Here is a 16,090-nt window from a genome sequence, read left to right as displayed (position 1 = left end):
AGATGGAAGTCGAGCAGGTGCGAAAGCCGCCGCCCCTGGCACAGGAAGTCACCGTAGCGGGACGCGCGGACATCCGCTTCGCCGATCAACGGTAGCCCTGGCTGCTGTGCGTCTGCCGTGGCGCGCATTTCCTCCAGCAGCCACAACCCGTCGTCGCGCGGGTCCGCGTGGCGGGCGCGCTCGACCATGTACGGGACCGCATCCACGCGGAAGCCGGCCACGCCGCGCTGCATCCAGAACGTCATCACCCGCAGCAGTTCGTCGCGTACTGGCGCATGGGCCAGCTCCAGGTCTGGCTCGTGCCGGTAGAACATGTGCCGGTTGAACGCGCCTGCCTCGGCGTCCCAAGTCCAGGCAGACGCCTCGTTCGGCGGGAACATGGGCTGCAGGCCGTCGTCGGGCACGTGGTCGCTCCACAGGTACCAGCGGCGCCATGCCGGGTCGCCCCGCTGCGCGGCGACGAACCATGGGTGGGCGCTGGCAGAGTGCTGCATGACCAGCTCGACGATGATGCCGATACCGCGTGCGTCGGCAGCATCGACCAGGCGCTGGAACGCCGCCTCGTCACCCAGGCGTGGATCGATGCGGTAGTGATCGGTGACATCGTAGCCACCGTCACGGCCGGCATTGCAATAGAACGGCAGCAGCCACAGGTGGCTGACACCGAGCCACTGCAGGTAGTCCAGCTTTTCGGTGATGCCATCCAGGGTGCCCCAGCCGCGCCCATTGCTGTCGCGGAACAGGTAGGGGTCGACCTGGTAGATCGCGCGCAGCGGGCGCACCGCCTTGGGGCTTCTCCGTCACTGGCCACGGGTGACCAGCCTGCTGTCGCCCGTGGCAGCGGTTCGTGAAACGGATGGCACCCTGTCATGACATGGCATCCACGGACTCTGCATGCGCGGGCGCGCACAGTGAATGCTCATTCCCGGCGCCGAGGAGTCTTCCTGCATGGCCCGACGTAAAACGCTTCGCATTGCCACGTTCAACGTCAACGGCATCGGCACACGCTTGCCGCAGCTGTTGGACTGGCTGCACAGGGAATCGCCGGATGTGGTTGCCCTGCAGGAACTGAAGGCGACCGACGCCGCGTTTCCAGCTTCAGTATTGGAAGAGGCGGGATACGGCGCGCTCTGGCAGGGCGAGGCGCGTTGGAACGGCGTGGCGCTGCTGGCACGAGGGACCACGCCGGTCGAGAGCCGCCGCCGATTGCCGGGCGAGCCCAAGGACACCCAGAGCCGCTACCTGGAGGCGGCGGCGCACGGGGTCATCGTGGGTGCCCTCTACCTGCCCAACGGCAACCCGCAGCCCGGGCCCAGGTTCGACTATAAGCTGCGCTGGATGGAGCGCCTGATCCGGCATGCGCGCAGCCTGGTCGAGCTGCCGCATCCGGCGCTGCTGCTGGGTGATTTCAACGTGATTCCCACGGACGCCGATGTCTATGACCCGAAGGCCTGGCGCCGCGATGCGCTGTTCCAGCCTGAAGTGCGCGAAGCCTTTGAACGACTGCTGGCGCAGGGCTGGACCGATGCGGTGCGGGAGGTGCACGGCGACGCCACGATCTATACCTTCTGGGATTATTTCCGCCAGCATGCCGAGCGCGACCGTGGGTTGCGCATCGATCATCTGCTGTTGAACCCCGTACTGGCGGAGCGACTGAAGGACGCTGGCGTCGACCGCTGGGTACGCCTGCAGGCAAAGGCCAGCGACCACGCGCCGGCCTGGGTGACGGTAAGCGCGTGATCAACGCGCGGCGGGGTCCTCGCGTCGCTCGCGGCGTACCCGTGCGCGGGTGCGATACAGGCGGCTGTCCGCTTTCTGGATGGTGTCGGCCACCGGCTCGCCGGGCGTGTTGATGGCCGCGCCCATCGAGAACGCGCTGGGCGAGAGCGCGGCGTGGTCCTGGTACCAATGCTCCAGTTCGCTCAACCGGCCGTCCGCAGGCGCGACCAGTACCACCATGAATTCGTCGCCGCCCAGTCGCACCACTGTCTCATCCTTGCCCAGCGGTGAGCGCAGGAACGTGGCGAACTCGACCAGGACGGCGTCGCCACGCCGGTGGCCTTGGGTGTCGTTGATGTGCTTGAAGTGGTCCAGGTCGAACATCACGCAGGCCCAGCGCTCGTCAATCAGTTCATCCAGCCGGTGCAGGTAACGCCGGTTGTAGCACTGGGTGAGCGGATCCTTGAAGGACATCTCGCGCAGCTGCTGCTCCTGCATCCTCAGCGCGGTGACGTCCTGTGCATGCCCCAGCACGTAGGGCGGGCTGGCTTCGTTGTCGAGCACGTTGTGGTACGCCCAGTAGTGACGCGTACCATCGGCGGCAATCAGCTCGATCACGCCAGCGTCGGTGTGATTTGCCCGGATCCGAGCGAGGTAGGCCTTGAAGCACTCGCGTTTTTCCGGCGGCATCAGGTCACACAGGCTGCGCCCGATCATCTGGCTTTCCTCGAAGCCCAGCGACTGCACCGCCGCGGGATTCACCGAGGTCAATGTGCCGTCCAGCGTGTGGGTGCAGATCAGGCCCAGGCTGTAGTGGAACAACCGCCGGTAGCGGGTTTCGCTCGCTTCCAGCGCGTCCAGCGCGGCTCGTTCGTCCGTGATGTCCTGGATCGCCCCGACCAGGCGCGGATGGCCGTCGACCTGTTGCCGGCTGCCAACGACCCGGGTCCAGATCGCACGACCGTCGGCGGTGGTCATCGGTAGCTGTACTTCCCAGGAAGCGCCTTCGTCGATACAGCGCTTTACCGCAGCCTGGATGATATTGCGGCTGTCTTCGCGATAGAACGAGAGTGCGGTCTCCAACGTAGGCTCGAAGTTGCTGCGTACGCCATGCAACTGCTTGGTTTCCCGTGTCCAGCGCACCTCGTTGGTCAGCAGGTCCATCTCCCAGCCGCCTACCCGTGCGGCACGGTTGGTACGCTCCAGGAAGTCCTCGCTGCGTTTCAGCTCGCGGTGCAGCGCCTTGGCCTGGCCCACCTGCGCCATCAGGGTGCTGCGCTGTTCCAGCACCTGGGTGGTGACCCGCGCCAGATGCACCATCAGTTCGCGCTGGGAGGGGGACAGCACACCGGGCATCGGGTCGAGCAGGCACAGCGTGCCGATACGTGCGCCGTGCGCCGAGCCCAGAGGGATGCCAGCGTAGTGGCGGATGCGCGGCCCACCCGTCACCAGGGGATTGGTGGAGAAACGTGGGTCCTGGCGCGCATCGGGTATCTCGAACAGCTCGTCCTGGCGTATGGCATGGGTGCAGAAGGAAATTTCGCGGGCCGTTTCGCGGACGCCCTCAAGGCCGATGTTGGCCTTGAACCACTGGCGGTCTTCGGCTACCACGCTGATCAGGCCCATGGTCATGCCGGTTGCGGCGCGGGCGGAGGCGACGATGGCATCGAACACCGGCTCCGGCGGCGTATCCAACAGGTGCAGTCGTTCGATTTCGAGCAGTCGTTCGGCTTCGTCCATGGCGCTTTTCAGGGCTGGGTGGCGAGGGCGGTTGCGGCGGCTGTCTGGGACTAACGTAGTAGGTGCGGCGTTATGTATCGCCATGGCTGGGTGATGCCGACGTGAGCTGGGTGCGCCGGTTCAGTGCTCGCGCAGCGACGCCTGCAATGCGGTTGCCAGCGCCGCGTCCCCGGACACCAGATCCTGCCAGCGCAACGCAATGCCCTTGCGTCGCCCCTTCTCCGCCAGCTTCAGGCCTTCAGGGTCCACAGTCAGGGTGTAGGGCTGGCCATTGATCTCCAGTTCGCGTCGCAACGGCTTGTCGAGAGGTGTCATCAACGTCTCCTTACGGGGGCGGAGATGCGGCGTCGCCGCACCGATACGTGACGGTGGTCACGGACGTGCCATCGCCAGGGGAAATCGACGGCTCGGGTGATTCCGATGCGTGGACCAACTTCCGGGTCGGACGGAGGCGGGGTGCCATCGCTGGCGATCACGATGCCATGGCTGCCGGTCACCAGATCGGCGCCGTCGAAGCTGCGGTCCAACCCGAAGGCCTGCGAGAGCTTGCCGGGGCCACTGGCCAGATCGTGGTCGCGGCGCGCGGCGGGGCGCAGTTCGCGCATACGCTCCAGGCCCAGCAACGGCTCGATGGCCCGCAGCAGCACCGCCACGCCTTCGCCTGCTTCGCCGCAGACCACGTTGCTGCCCCAGTGCATGCCGTACGTGAAGTAGACATAGAGGTGGCCGGCCTCACCGAACATGCTGGCCGTGCGCGGCGTTGGCCCGCGATAGGAGTGCGCGGCGGGATCGTCGCTGCCGGCATAGGCTTCAACTTCGACGATGCGGCCAGCGCGACCATCGTCGCGCACCAGCAGTTTGTTGAGCAGCTCCGGCGCAACGTCGGTCGATGGACGCCGGTAGAAGCTGCGCGGCAGGATCTGCAGGGAGGCGGGCAACCAATCCGGCACGGTGGTGGCAGGCTCGGGTGAAAGACCGTGGCACTGTGGCATCGATCAGGTGAAACGGGCGCAGACGCCGCGTCATTCCGGCGCAGGCGGTGCGGCCAATGCAGCGCGCCGGGCGGCATACACCTCCGGCGTCTGCGGCTTGATGAACAGTGCCACCAGTTCCGGATACTCGCGCTTCACCGCCGTTTCGATGCGGGTGATGCAGGCTTCGATCTGCGGGGTCCGGCGGTCATCCTCGAACTCAGCGCTGAGCATGGCCACGACCTGTTCCGGGCCCATCTGCATGGTGGTCACGCCATTGGCACGGCGCAGGTCCGGATCGGTTTCGGCCACCGCCATGATCCGCTCGGCCACCGCAGGATGGGCCGGCTCGCCCACCAGCAGTCCCTTGGTTTCGCGTGCGAGAAGAAAGGCGGTGGCGGCAAGCACGCCGGCGATGCACAGCGACGCCACACCATCAAGCACCGGCATGTCCAGGACCTGGGCGGCCACGAGCCCGATCAGTGCGAAACCCAGGCCCAGCAGGGCCGCGCTATCCTCCAGCAGCACGGTAAAGGTGGAAGGATCCTTGCTGCGGCGGAACGCTTCGAAGTAGCCAAGTCTGCCCTTGGTGCGCCGGAACTCACGCAGCGCCACCCACCAGGAAGCCCCCTCGAACAGGATGGAGATGCCCAGCACGCTGTAGCTCAACGCGTGGTTGGTGGCCGGCTCCGGCTGGCGGATGTGCTGGATACCTTCGTAGGCCGAAACGCCGGCGCCGGCAGCGAACACCAGCAGGGCGACGATGAAGCTCCAGAAGTACAGTTCGCGGCCATAGCCGAACGGATGTACCGGGTCCGGCGCCTTGCCGGCGCGGCGCAGCCCGTACAGCAGCAGCACCTCGTTGAGGGTGTCGACCAGCGAATGCACGCCCTCGCTGAGCATGGCCGAGCTGCCGGAGATGCCGGCAGCAATGAACTTGGCGATGGCAATGGCCAGGTTGCCCGCGAGGGCGGCGTAGATGACCAGACGGGAACCGGTGGGGGCGGACATTCGGGTGTGGGTAGAGACAGTCGGAGTGGCTCATCCTCCGCGCCTGGCCGTGCTCAGCACGTCGACGGCCTCCGCGTGGCGGGGCGAGAAGGGCTGCGCCCACCGTCGACGTTTCCCCGAGCAAGTGCATCCGACACCGTGGCTTCAGCCGCCATGCATTTTCTTTGGCAGTTTTTCCTTTGGCGCGATCTTGGGAGGGGGCGTCGAAGAACGTGGCGCATACTCGGCCAAAGGTGTCGCTGAGGGAGGCGTTGCGTACCATGTCACCACATCGCTGGCCGGGATCGGAACAGAGCGAGATGGCTTCTTTGGCGTCCAACCGGACTCTGCAATGACCATGTGGCTACCAAGGCGATTGAGAACGAAGACGTCGTGAATCTCATAGAGTTCCTTCCCTGAGCCTTGCACCGTGCTGCATGAAGCGATGACCGAAGCGGCCTTGGCGATGCGGCAGCCTTCACTTGATACAACGACATTCTGATGCGGGCGCAGGCCCAGTTGGAACGTCGCCGCAGCACGATCAAGTGCCTCGAACATAGTGCCTGCCATTGAGAGCAGATAGATGATTGTAATGGATGCGGCGATAAGCCTCTGCTGCATGGGCAGAGCGCGAAGAGACAGAAAGAGGAAGTGGAGCAAAGGGAGCGCGAGATAGATACACACCAGTTCGGCGGTTGTTAGATTCTCTGCGGCTGAATGCGTGCCGAAAACTACAAGGGTCAAGAAAGGAAAGAAGAAGAGGTAGAGCCCTGTCGAGAACGCAACCAGTCTCAATGACCATGCGATGCGGCTGACCGGTGTGGATGCATCGCGCTTTAGAAGGATAGGGGCGAACGAAAGCAGCGCGCCAAGAAGCAGGAGTAGCGGAAGTGCCCACAAATTTTGCTCGCCAGTTTCAGTGAACAACGCGGCCCAGAGGAAAATTAGAGCGATGACGCCGCCCACCAGTAGCAGCACCAAGCTGAGTCCAGTGGGTGCAACCCAAGGTCCATTGCTATTCCTGGGGCTGAGCTTGTCTGTGATGGCCCCGGCCGCATGCCACTCGCGCAACAAAGCGACGGGTAGCAACGCGTAAACAACGAGCAGAACTATCATCAATGCCGAGAATGCGACAATAGCAATTGCAACCAGCCCGAGGTCGGTCAGCGTCATTGCAGGCAGATAGCGAACACGCCAGAAGAACGCGACCATTACGAGGGTGCCGAGCAGCAGGAACAGCCACTTGTGCGTGTAGATTTCAACAAGCAACTTTGAAATCGCTGGCCAAAGTGGGCGGGGCGGTGGCGGGGTCGTGTAGGGGTAGGGCGGTGAGAAAGACAATCTGGTTCTTCCATGGGGGAGTTCCAAGAAGAAGTATCGGCTGCAGTGCGCTTTGCTTGAATGTTCGATCTTTGCAGGCAGCCGCATCGTTCGCTGCGGCCAGAACCAAGCGCAGCTTGGATGTTGATTTGCACTGGCACTGATGTAACTGCGCCAATGCAAGCTACAGGCGTGGCAATGATGACTTCCTGGAATTGATGCGAGTCAGTCAGGGCAGTTCTGCCCTTGGAGTTGCGGCCAGCAGCCGGCACTACCGCTCAATCCGCCATCACCCGCCCAATTGCATCGGCCAGCAGGGCGCGTACCCGTTCCGGTGGCAGGTCGGGATCGCGCACGGCGCGCATGGCCAGGCCCTCCACCAGCAACCGCAGCAACAGGGTGCGTCTGGCGATGCCTTCCTCGTCAACGCGCTGGCCCAGATTGAGGTCGCGCTGGCGCAGCCAGGCCTGGATGGCCGCACTGGTCTGCTTGTCATGGGTACGCAGCACACCGGCCAGCTCCGGATCGCGATGGGCTTCGGCATTGATTTCCGCGTACAGCGCAACGCTGGCGATGGCATTGCCGTGGATCGGCAGCACCTCGCCGCGTGCCCATTGCTGGTAGCACGCGAGCAGGCCATCGACTAGGTCCGAGGCCGCCGGCATCTCGCTGATCGAGGCCTGGTCGTGACGCAGTTGGCGCTCGATCAGCGCCAGGATCAGGGCGCGCTTGTTGGCGAAATAGCGGTACATCAAGCCTTGGCTGATCTCGGCCTCGGCGGCGATATCGCCGATGGACCCGGCGTGAAATCCACGAGTGATGAAGCACTTCTGGGCGGCGTCCAGAATGCGCCGTCGCTGTGCCTCGGCATGGGCGGCAGCAGGATCTTCGGAGGTGGTTACGGCGGTTTTCGGCGTCATTGCGTGAGGTCAGGGCGTCCAGAGGCGGGATAGTACGTCACAAAAGGTGTGAATGAACGGTCATTCATTTGTAATTCCCGCCTCCCAGGCTGCGCCGGACTTCTCCTTCCGCGAATGAGTCCGATGCGCCACGCCATGCTGCACCGCCCGCTGCTCACCCTCGCCATCGCCGCCGCCCTGCCGGCGCTGGCCCATGCCGAAGACAGCCCCAGCGCCGACGCCAGCGCGTCCGCCGATGCCGCACGTACCGTGGTCGCCCTCGACCAGATAATGGTGACCGCCCAGAAACGCGCCACCAACCTGCAGGAAACCCCGATCTCGGTATCGGTAGTCGATGCCGAAGCGCTGAAGGACCGCAGCGCGATTTCGCTGGGCAGACTTTCCGATGGCTCCATTCCGTCGCTGCGGGTCACGCCATTCGCTACCCGCAGTTCGGCGCTCAACATCGGCATCCGTGGCATCGGCGCCTCCGGCGACGCCAACCAGCCTGCGCGTGATGCCGGCGTCGGCATCTACGTCGATGGCGTGTTCATGGGCCGCGCGCAGGGCCTGGGCAGCATGCTCTACGACGTGGAGCGCATCGAAGTGCTGAAGGGCCCGCAGGGGACGCTGTTCGGCCGCAATACCGAAGGCGGCGCGGTGAGCATCGTGACCAAGGCGCCGACCGGCGAGTTTGGCGGCAGCGTCAGCGCCGGGGTGTCCAACTTCAGTGGGTACAACAGTGCGCTGCACCTGGACCTGCCCAAGGTGGGCGATGTCAGCTTCAAGATCGACGCCGTACAGGCCAAGCGCGGCGGCACCACCGAAAATCCCATGCGCGGCGAGCGCGACTTCAACAGCTACGACAAGCGCGGCGCACGCCTGAGCGCGCTGTGGCAGCCGAGCGATGACTTTTCGCTGCTGTACGCCTTCGACCGCTCCTACGATGCCACCACGCCGTATCACACCCAGGTGCTGGTGCCAGGCGCCTACCTCAGCCCACTGCAGAAGGCCGGTGCCAGCCTGGACCGCCGCGACAGTGCCATCCTCGGTGGACCGCTGGAAGACAACATCGGCCGCACCAGTGGCCATCTGTTGAACCTGTCGTGGGTGTTGAATGACACCCTTGAACTGAAGTCGATCAGTTCCTACCGCGAACTCACCCAGGGCCAGTTCGACATGGGCCTGGTCGATGCGATTTCTGCTTACGGTGGCGCAGGGACGCCGTTCGGTCGTTACAGCCTGGCGCAGGTCTACCAGCACCAGTACAGCCAGGAATTGCAGCTGATCGGTAACACCTCGCAGGTGCAGTTCCTTGGCGGTGCGTTCTACTACCACGAGACCGCTGGCGACAATGCACAGACCCCGAACATGCTGGTGTGGGGGCCGGGTGGCAACAGCTACACGGTGAACCCGGCGACCAATCCGCTGGATCTTTCCCGGGTGCGTATCGACCGTGCCAGCAAGGCGTGGACCGACAGCCTGGGCGTGTTCGGCCAGGCCACGTGGACACCGGAAGCACTGCAGCGCCTGCACTTGACCGCCGGCGGTCGCTACACCCGTGATGACAAGAAGGGCAACCTGTACATCGTCAACGGTGCCGCCACCAACCTTGCGTTCAAGGACCGCTGGAGCCGCTTCGACCCGATGGTCAACATCGCCTACGACCTGGGTGAGCACGCGATGGTCTATGCCAGGTACAGCACCGGCTTCAAGGCGGGCGGCGCCAACTCACGTTCGACCAATTACGCGGCCTTCGGTCCGGAGGAAGTGACGGCCTATGAGCTCGGCTTCAAATCGCAGTTCTGGGACAACCGTGCACGCCTGAACCTGGCCGTGTTCGATTCGACCATCGCGCACAAGCAGATGGACTTCTCGCTGCCGTTCGACCCGAACAGCGGTGAAACACGCACCACCATGGTCACCACCAACGCACTGAGCGATGGCAAGTCCCGGGGTGCGGAGCTGGAATTCAACGTGATGCCGGTGGACAACCTCACCCTCGGCCTCAACTACGCCTACACGAAGATCGAAGCGCAGACCGCGACGGACCCGTTCGGCGCTGGCGTGCAGGTGACCGTGCAGCCGCTGCTGGCACCGAAGAATGCGGGCAGCCTGTCGGTCGACTATCTGGTGCCATTCGCCAACTTCTCGGCACTGAAGTTCCATGTGGACGGCAACTGGTCCGACGGCTACTACACCAGCGAGTACGACCAGATGCTGACCGACAGCTCGTTTGTGGTGAACGCACGGGTGGCGCTGGTGGACGTTCCGGTCAACAGCACCGGCACCACGATGTCGTTCTCGCTGTGGGCACGCAACCTGCTGGACGAGCAGCACCTGTTCTACAAGATCAACAGCGCGGCACTGGGCCAGAGCGGCATCTTCAACGACCCGCGCACCTTCGGCCTGGATGTGGCCGTCAACTTCTGATTCGAACGGAGAACCCCATGAAGACCCGCCATACCGAACTCGCCCTGGCCCTGATGCTGAGCCTGCCGCTGGCCGCGACGGCTGTTGCCGCTGATGCGCCACACGCCGTCGCCGCGAAGGCCTCCGCCGCCGCCAATGTGAAGCCGGTCGCTGCCGATGCACAACGGGTGATTCCGCTGCAGGGTGCCTGGAATGTACGTACCTTCGCCGGCCTGCAAGGCCGCCACGGTCCGATTCCGGCCGATGCATTCGTGCGCACCGCCGATCTCGGCCGCCTGACCGAAGCCGACCGTGATGCCCTGGTCGCCGCCGGTGTGAAGCTGGACATCGATCTGCGCACCACCGATGAGGAGGCACAGTCGCCGGACCTGCTGGCCCGCGATGATCGTTTCGATTATCAGCGAATCTCCCTGATGGGCACCGAGAAGATGGACCTGCAGAAGATGATGACCAGCTTCCCCGATTCGCTGGGCGAAGCCTATGTGCAGTGGCTGGGCCACAGCCAGCCGCAGTTCAAGCAGGTGTTCCAGCGCATTGCCGCGCAGCAGGACGGTGCGGTGCTGTTCCATTGCACGGCCGGCAAGGACCGCACCGGCATCATCGCCGGCCTGCTGCTGGACCTGGCCGGCGTGCCGAAGGCCGAGATCGTGCACAACTACGCGATCTCCGCGCATTACCTGGAAGGGCAGCCGAAGGATAGCGCGATGAGCGCGCAGATCATGGCGCTGGCAAAGCAGAACCCGGAGATCGGCCGCAAGTTGGCGGGCATGGCCGGTACTGCGCCGGACAACATGGAGCAGTTCCTGGCGGCGCTGCACAGTCAGTACGGTGGTGCGGAAGGGTACCTGAAGTCGATCGGGGTCAGCGAGCAGGAGATCCAGCAGTTGAAGGTGCGGCTGGGTCAGGCCGGCTGATAGGTCGTGCCGGCTGTTGGCCGGTTGACGTGCAGATACCGAAGGGATGCCGGCCATCGGCCGGCATGACCCGCAGCCTGGCATGGCCTGGCGCTACTGATCCGGCTTCACCCTTGCCACCCGTTTCCGGTACTCATACACATTGTCACCGCGGATGCGCTTTTCCTCGGTGCCGGTGACCCGGCCGACCTGCTGGTCCGAGCCGGTGACCGGCTTGGCCTCGATCTCGGTCTCGTGCTCGAAGGAGTGCGATTTGTCGGTGTTGCGGTAATAGCGGTACAGCGCCCAGTACAGCGCGGTTGCGCCGGCCGGACCTGCCGCCAACAGCCAGAGGCCACTGTCGTCGCTCATGTCGATGCCACCAGGAAGGCAATTGCGAGGGCTTCAATGACGGTGCCGGTGGCCAGGGCCGCCAGCAGCATCTTCCATTGCTGCACGGGCACACTGCCCATGGTTTCGCCGGTACGGCCGTTCACCGCGATGTAGTGCAACATGCCGCCGTTCTTTCCGGGCTGGTGATACGAGTACAACCACACCGGCAGGTACATCGACACCCAGCGCGTTCCATGCACCTCCAGCTGTTCCTGTTCCCAACGCACGCCACGGTTGTAGCGCCTCATCGACCCTTCCACCTGCGCGCGGGCGATCGACAGCAGCTGGTCTTCCAGCCGCGGCCGCAGCTTCTCCACGTCGAGGTTGCGCTTCTCCGAGGTGAAGCCAGCCAGGTATGAGGCGTTCCATTTCACCGCGTTCTTGGTATCGAACGGCAGGATGGTGTTGATGATGTTGTTGGTGTTGGCGCGGGTATCCAGATTGCCGCGCTCGGCCGAGGATTCCAGAGGCAGGTCATCAACGGTGAAATCGATCTGGCGCTCCACCTGGTAGACATCGGCATCGTACAGGGTGCGCTTGTTCTTCTCGCTGCCCACCGTGTATTGCCGGGTCTGGATCTCGCCCTTGCCGGCCACGGCCGCGCTGACGTTGCTGTCCACAATCATGTAGGGCAGGAACACGCCCACCACGTTTTCCGGGGTGAACTGCTCCTTGAACGCCTTCAGCGCGAACATGCGGCGCTTGTCGACGAACTGGCGGATGCGCGCGACCGCATCGTCCTTCTTGATGTGGAAGGGCAGCACCGCGTCGGGCACCGCACCATTGCTGATCTGTTCGTTGACGCCGAATACATGGCGGCACCAGTGGCAGCGCGCCGTCATCGTGCTTTCGGTGTTGACCGTGACTTCGGCGCCGCAGCCCGTGCACTTGAACGTCATCAACGCCGAGGTGTCGGCATCGATGTTGCGTGCACCGGAGGCGATGACCGTGCCACGCAGCTGGTCGATGGCCTCGCCCAGCCCGAATTCCTCCTCGACCCGCGCGCCATGCCATTCGTGACGGCAGTACAGGCAGACGAGGATATCGGTGCCGGCCTTGGGCCGGATGTCGGTGGCGCCGCACTTCGGGCAGCGGTTGAGGCCGTCCTTCAGCTCGCTGGCCGAGGTATCAATGGCCACAGGATCGGGCGCTTCCACATCATCGCGGATGGCCTGTGGCAGTTTCGAGGTGTCCAGCGGGAAGCTGCCGGGCAGGGGAGGGACGTCCTGCGGCGAACCGGGCCCATCCAACGACGCCGCCGGCAAGGGCGGCGGCGTCGCGGGCGCGGATCCGGGCAGCGGCGGTGGGCCGTTTCTGGGATCGGACATGTGGGTTGTGCGTCCTGCTGTTACAGGCCCAGCGCCTTGGCTTTCAGGGCGTCATAGTCGCCCTGGGTGATCAGGCCCAGGTCCAGCATTTCCTTGGCCTTCTTCAGCTTGGCCACCGGATCGTCGGCAGCCGGCGTGACCGGCTGCTGCATGCCGCCGACACCGAACATGCCTGAGGCCATGCCGACACCGACCAGGCCAGCCGCACCGCCGTTCTCGCCGGCGGACTGGATGCCCTGGGCAACGCTGGCCTGCAGGTTGGAATTGCCGCGCGAGCCAGACAGTGCATCTGCGCGCTGCACGGTCTTCAGCAGTTCGCGGGTATTGGCGTCGTACTCGATCGAGACAATAGCGGTCTTGACGATGGCCAGGCCGCGTTCGGACTTCCACTGGTAGCCCTGCTCGACGGCGGCCGACAGGCTCTGTGCAAAGCCCAGCGAGTCCTGCTGCAGCCTGGTGATGCGATTGCCCTTGCCCGGATCGTTCGTGTACAGGCTGAAAGCCGGCGCCAGCGAACCGACCACTTCATTGAACAGCTGGCTGGCGGCGGCGTTGTCCAGGTCGGTGAAGTCGAACACCTGGCCCGGCTGCAGGTAACTGGCCGGCACGAAGTTCTTCACGAACAGGATCGGGTCGACGATCTTCAGCGTGTACGAGCCACGCGTGACTGCACCCACCTGGGTATTGAGGAAGCCGTCGTCCCAGTAGATTTCCGACTGGGTCCCGAAGCGGTTGTCCGGCAGCTCCTTCAGCGAGACGAAATAAGCCGCCTGCTGCGAACCGGGCTGGCCGCCGAACTTGAAGCGTTCCCAGCTCTGCTTGATGAAGGTGCTGACCAGGCCGTCACCGGCGAAGATCGATTGCGAGTTCAGGTCGTCCGAACGCCACTCGTAGCCGCCCGGTTCGGCGACGAACGCGGTGATCGCGCCGTCCTGGAACAGCAGCAGGCCGTAGCCCTCCGGCACGATGATCTTCGAGCCGTTGCTGATGATGTTGGACGAGCCGCTGGTGTTGGAGCCGCGGCCGGCGTTGGTGCCGCGCGGCACCGCCGCGAACAGGGCCGCCGTCGAGGGCAGGCCCGTGGGCACGGTGTAGAAATCCTTCCACTGGTCGGCCAGCACACCACCGACCGCACCCTTCACCGCCTGTACCAGACCCATGTCCAACTCCCTGTGATTCGAGGGCAGGCACCATGCCTGCCGAGCTGGGCTGAATATAGCAGCGGGCAGGGACCGCTGTGGTGCCGGAAGATGAATCCAGGCCCTGCCGGGGCGCAGGACCGTGCCTGGCGCTGTCTCTACAACATGTACGGGATCTTGAAGGCGAGCGTGAAGTCCGGTGCATCCGGGGTCAGCCCGATGCCGAGCAGGGTCACCAGTGTGGTGTGCTGGTTGAGCGCGTAGGTCACGCCCAGATTCAGTGATGCCGCGTTGGCGTCGCTGCCGATCACTTTCATCCACTTCCCGCCTTGGAAACGGGTGGAAGCGCGGGCGCTGATGCGGTCGCTGAAGGACAGGCTGAGGCTGGTGCGCTCGTTGAACGCAAAGGCCACGCCAGCGCCGAAGTAGACCGCGCCGCCGAGCTTCACGTCACCCGGGTTGACCGTGTCGGGGTTGCTGTCGATATCACTGAAACCACGCGGGAACGAATGCACATAGCCAACGTTGGCGAACAGGATTGCCGGATCGGCGGTCTTGACCATCGACAGGCCCACGTTGGCCTGCCACACGCCATTGCCGGTGGGCTGTTCCCTGGGAACGGCGAAGCGGATGTAGTCATCGTCGTCGCGCTCGATCACCTTCCAGTCCAGACCGTAGGGTGCGCGCCCGGTAGGGGCGGTGACCCCGGCGGTGAGCACCGTTTCCGGGCGCCAGCCGCGTTCGCCGAACAAGCGGTAGTTCGCACTCAGGCCGATATCGCCCAGCCCGTTGCCATTGGTTTCTTCCTGCGCGATCGCGGCCGCCGCACCGCCGGCGCCGCCCTTCTGGTAGACGGTGCGCCGCGCCAGGTAGGGCACGTCCAGGTTGAGCGTCAGGTTCGGGCTGACACCCCAACGTGCGGCCAGGTTGTAGGTGAGCGAATCGGATTCAACGTTCTCGATGGCGATGTTGCCGAGGAAGATCGCGTCCAGCGCCAGGAAACCATTGAGGGTGAGCTGCTTGCGGTCGTAGCGGGCGTAGGTGAGGCTGTTCTCGACGGTGAAGCGGCGCGAGAACAGGGCCGACTGCTGTTGTTTCACATCATCCACGCTGCGCCGCGATTCCTGCTTCGCCTGCTGTGCCTCGGCCGCCGTGCTGGCGTAGCCCTCGCTACCCTGCGACGTCTGTAGCGTCGAGCCATGCTCGACTGCGGCGCCCGTTGCCGCCGCCGTTGCCGGCCCGGTGGGCCCGGTGCGTCCACTCAATCGCGCCTGCATCGCCTGCACCTGCATGTCCAGTTCGCGCAGCCGCCGCACTTCCTGTGCATAGTTGGATTTGAGCTGCTCCAGCTGACTGGCCAGTGCCTGCACGTCGGCGCCATCGTCCGCCGCTGGCGGTGCGGCGAAGGCGGTGCCCGCCAGCGCCGCCAGCGCCAACGGGGTGATCCTCATCAAGGTGTGCATGTTCGTGTCCTGCGTTGTGGAACGCTTCCCCCAACGCCGTGCCGTGGTGCTATCGGCCCGGCCCCATGCCGCGGTTCATCGCAATCGCCTGGGCCACGTTCTGGCTCAACGGCAGGTTGCCGCCCGCGGTATCCCGCACCAGTTCCAGCCGCAGCTGGTTGCTGGCGATCTGCCCGTCACCGGCCAGGGCGATGCCCTGGCCGACGCTGCCGTTGCGTATCCATTGCTGGACCATGCCCTGGCCCTCCACCTGCAGTTGCAGGCGTGCCTGGTTGCCGTCCAGCACTGCGGAGGCCGAGACGCCTGCACCCTGCGCACTGAGCGAATGGGCACCGTCATCGGAAAGGCCCGGCACCGTGCCGTTGCGCACCACCAGCGTGGTCGCATTGCGGGCAACGTTGCCATCGCCGGCCACCTGCACGCTCTGCAACAGGCCATTGGCGTTGGCCAGGCCGGTGCTGTCGATATGGCGGCCCTGCGTGTCCGGCAGCGGCGCATCTGCGGCAGTCACGTGCACGCTGGGCTGGAAGCTCAGTTTCGGGCTGCCGCCGCCGCGGAAGTCCATGCCCAGGGTCAACGCACCCTGCAATACGTTTCCGTTGCCGGCCTGCCACTGCGAGACCATCGACACCCCGAACCACGCGACGGTATTGCCGCCCACGGTGTAGCGGCCGCGCATCAGGTTCAGTTCGGGATCCGGAATTTCCTTCAGGCCGCGTCCCGGCGCAGCATCCGCCGCCTGCAGGGGCAGGGCGGGGCTCGCCAGCAGCAGGAGCATCAACAGACGGTGGCGGAACATGGC

At 64.7% G+C, this 16,090-nt stretch carries 14 protein-coding genes and 1 pseudogene; 3 read left to right on the top strand and 12 right to left on the bottom strand.

All coding sequences use genetic code 11. The annotated features are described in order from the left end of the window. Nucleotides 1–59: 59 nt before the first annotated feature. Nucleotides 60–782, bottom strand: a pseudogene (locus AC5P5V_RS08815) (alpha-amylase family glycosyl hydrolase); the annotation flags it as partial. Nucleotides 783–948: 166 nt separating this feature from the next. Here AC5P5V_RS08815 and AC5P5V_RS08810 point away from each other — a divergent pair. Then, nucleotides 949–1,740 carry an exodeoxyribonuclease III gene (locus AC5P5V_RS08810; RefSeq protein ID WP_134967813.1) on the top strand — a complete coding sequence of 264 codons (792 nt, stop codon included), beginning with the start codon at nt 949–951 and terminating at the stop codon, nt 1,738–1,740. On the opposite strand, the gene AC5P5V_RS08805 is transcribed toward AC5P5V_RS08810, so the two are convergent. From AC5P5V_RS08805 to AC5P5V_RS08780, 6 genes are all read right to left on the bottom strand, one after another. Then, nucleotides 1,741–3,459 carry a sensor domain-containing diguanylate cyclase gene (locus tag AC5P5V_RS08805; RefSeq protein ID WP_231352125.1) on the bottom strand — a complete coding sequence of 573 codons (1,719 nt, stop codon included), beginning with the start codon at nt 3,457–3,459 and terminating at the stop codon, nt 1,741–1,743. A 120-nt stretch (nt 3,460–3,579) separates the two neighbouring features. Further along, nucleotides 3,580–3,774: a hypothetical protein gene (locus tag AC5P5V_RS08800; RefSeq protein ID WP_134967812.1), complete on the bottom strand. Its 195-nt coding sequence runs from the start codon at nt 3,772–3,774 to the stop codon at nt 3,580–3,582. Then, nucleotides 3,774–4,409 (bottom strand): DNA-3-methyladenine glycosylase, encoded by a 636-nt coding sequence (locus tag AC5P5V_RS08795; RefSeq protein WP_235643207.1) that lies wholly within the window; start codon nt 4,407–4,409, stop codon nt 3,774–3,776. The genes AC5P5V_RS08800 and AC5P5V_RS08795 overlap by 1 nt, the downstream gene beginning before the upstream one ends. A 72-nt stretch (nt 4,410–4,481) precedes the next feature. After that, on the bottom strand, nt 4,482–5,441 hold the full coding sequence (locus AC5P5V_RS08790) for a cation diffusion facilitator family transporter (RefSeq protein WP_134967810.1): 960 nt from the start codon (nt 5,439–5,441) through the stop codon (nt 4,482–4,484). Between the two features lie 144 nt (nt 5,442–5,585). Then, nucleotides 5,586–6,689, bottom strand: coding sequence for a hypothetical protein (locus tag AC5P5V_RS08785; RefSeq protein WP_134967809.1), 1,104 nt, complete (start codon nt 6,687–6,689; stop codon nt 5,586–5,588). Between the two features lie 329 nt (nt 6,690–7,018). Then, a complete protein-coding gene (locus AC5P5V_RS08780; protein ID WP_134967808.1) occupies nt 7,019–7,660 on the bottom strand; it encodes a TetR/AcrR family transcriptional regulator in 642 nt (213 codons plus the stop codon). A gap of 123 nt (nt 7,661–7,783) precedes the next feature. On the opposite strand from AC5P5V_RS08780, the gene AC5P5V_RS08775 reads away from it, so the two are divergent. Further along, a complete protein-coding gene (locus AC5P5V_RS08775; RefSeq protein WP_181357845.1) occupies nt 7,784–10,072 on the top strand; it encodes a TonB-dependent receptor in 2,289 nt (762 codons plus the stop codon). A 17-nt stretch (nt 10,073–10,089) separates the two neighbouring features. Further along, nucleotides 10,090–10,986, top strand: a complete 897-nt coding sequence (locus tag AC5P5V_RS08770) for a tyrosine-protein phosphatase (RefSeq protein WP_134967806.1) — start codon at nt 10,090–10,092, stop codon at nt 10,984–10,986. A 93-nt stretch (nt 10,987–11,079) separates the two neighbouring features. On the opposite strand, the gene AC5P5V_RS08765 is transcribed toward AC5P5V_RS08770, so the two are convergent. From AC5P5V_RS08765 to AC5P5V_RS08745, 5 genes are all read right to left on the bottom strand, one after another. Beyond that, a complete protein-coding gene (locus AC5P5V_RS08765; RefSeq protein ID WP_061478325.1) occupies nt 11,080–11,337 on the bottom strand; it encodes a hypothetical protein in 258 nt (85 codons plus the stop codon). Then, entirely contained in the window at nt 11,334–12,686 is a 1,353-nt protein-coding gene (locus AC5P5V_RS08760) for a TFIIB-type zinc ribbon-containing protein (RefSeq protein ID WP_134967805.1), read from the bottom strand. Before AC5P5V_RS08760 ends, AC5P5V_RS08765 begins: the two co-directional genes overlap by 4 nt. A 20-nt stretch (nt 12,687–12,706) precedes the next feature. Further along, entirely contained in the window at nt 12,707–13,846 is a 1,140-nt protein-coding gene (locus AC5P5V_RS08755; protein WP_134967804.1) for an SPFH domain-containing protein, read from the bottom strand. A 137-nt stretch (nt 13,847–13,983) separates the two neighbouring features. Next, nucleotides 13,984–15,288, bottom strand: coding sequence for a transporter (locus AC5P5V_RS08750; RefSeq protein ID WP_134967803.1), 1,305 nt, complete (start codon nt 15,286–15,288; stop codon nt 13,984–13,986). A gap of 49 nt (nt 15,289–15,337) precedes the next feature. Then, nucleotides 15,338–16,087 carry a hypothetical protein gene (locus AC5P5V_RS08745; protein ID WP_134967802.1) on the bottom strand — a complete coding sequence of 250 codons (750 nt, stop codon included), beginning with the start codon at nt 16,085–16,087 and terminating at the stop codon, nt 15,338–15,340. Nucleotides 16,088–16,090: the final 3 nt, after the last annotated feature.

Source organism: Stenotrophomonas sp. YJH_SMC_130 (assembly GCF_059369035.1).
This window is presented reverse-complemented; position numbering and strand designations above follow the sequence as displayed.